This is a genomic window from Glycomyces salinus (assembly GCF_016428645.1).
GTDB lineage: Bacteria > Actinomycetota > Actinomycetes > Mycobacteriales > Micromonosporaceae > Glycomyces > Glycomyces salinus.
In genome coordinates this window covers 1-498 of the sequence record NZ_JAELXW010000203.1, presented here as the reverse complement: position 1 = coordinate 498, position 498 = coordinate 1, and the positions used below count along the sequence as shown (strand labels likewise).

Sequence of the window (498 nt, the reverse complement as noted above, 5' to 3'; positions counted from 1 at the left end):
GGCGGAGTCCGGTGGTGCAGTCGGCGAGCTCGGCCCGGTCGAGCTCGTCACCGAAGTGCTCGGTCACGGCGGCGGCGAACAGCGCGAAGACGAACAGTTGATGGTGCGGGGACAGTTCCGGGCCGATGAGCGCTTCGAGCCGGGTCGACTCGATGCCCTCGCGCCGCAGCCGGGCGGTCGCGTGCTCCCGGAACAGGCGTTGGCGTTCGTGGTACCGCACAGCGCTCACCCCTGGCAGGCTCGTTGTGCGTCGCGCCAGACGTCCAGGCCGTGGCGGATGAGCTGGTCGGTCCGGTCGCCGGTGCGGGTCCAGGCCAGGTGCCGCTGGTCGGTCACGTGGAGGGTCGGCCCTCCGGTGGCCAGGCCGGTGAGGTAGCCGAACACCGGCGGCGTGGTGGTGTCGGCGAAGGCGACCCACAGGCGCGGCGCGGCCGTGAGCGTCCCGTACCGGACCAGCCGATCCCCGATCTCGGCGGTACCGAGGACGGTCAGGGCCTG

General features: G+C 72.7%; 2 protein-coding genes. Both read right to left on the bottom strand.

Annotation, left to right across the window (positions count from 1 at the left end; translation table 11 throughout):
- Positions 1-229: hypothetical protein (locus JFB92_RS25055; protein ID WP_199044694.1), on the bottom strand; the 229-nt coding region annotated here is incomplete at its 3' end.
- Positions 226-498: hypothetical protein (locus JFB92_RS25050; protein ID WP_199044692.1), on the bottom strand; the 273-nt coding region annotated here is incomplete at its 5' end. The genes JFB92_RS25055 and JFB92_RS25050, both read right to left, overlap by 4 nt.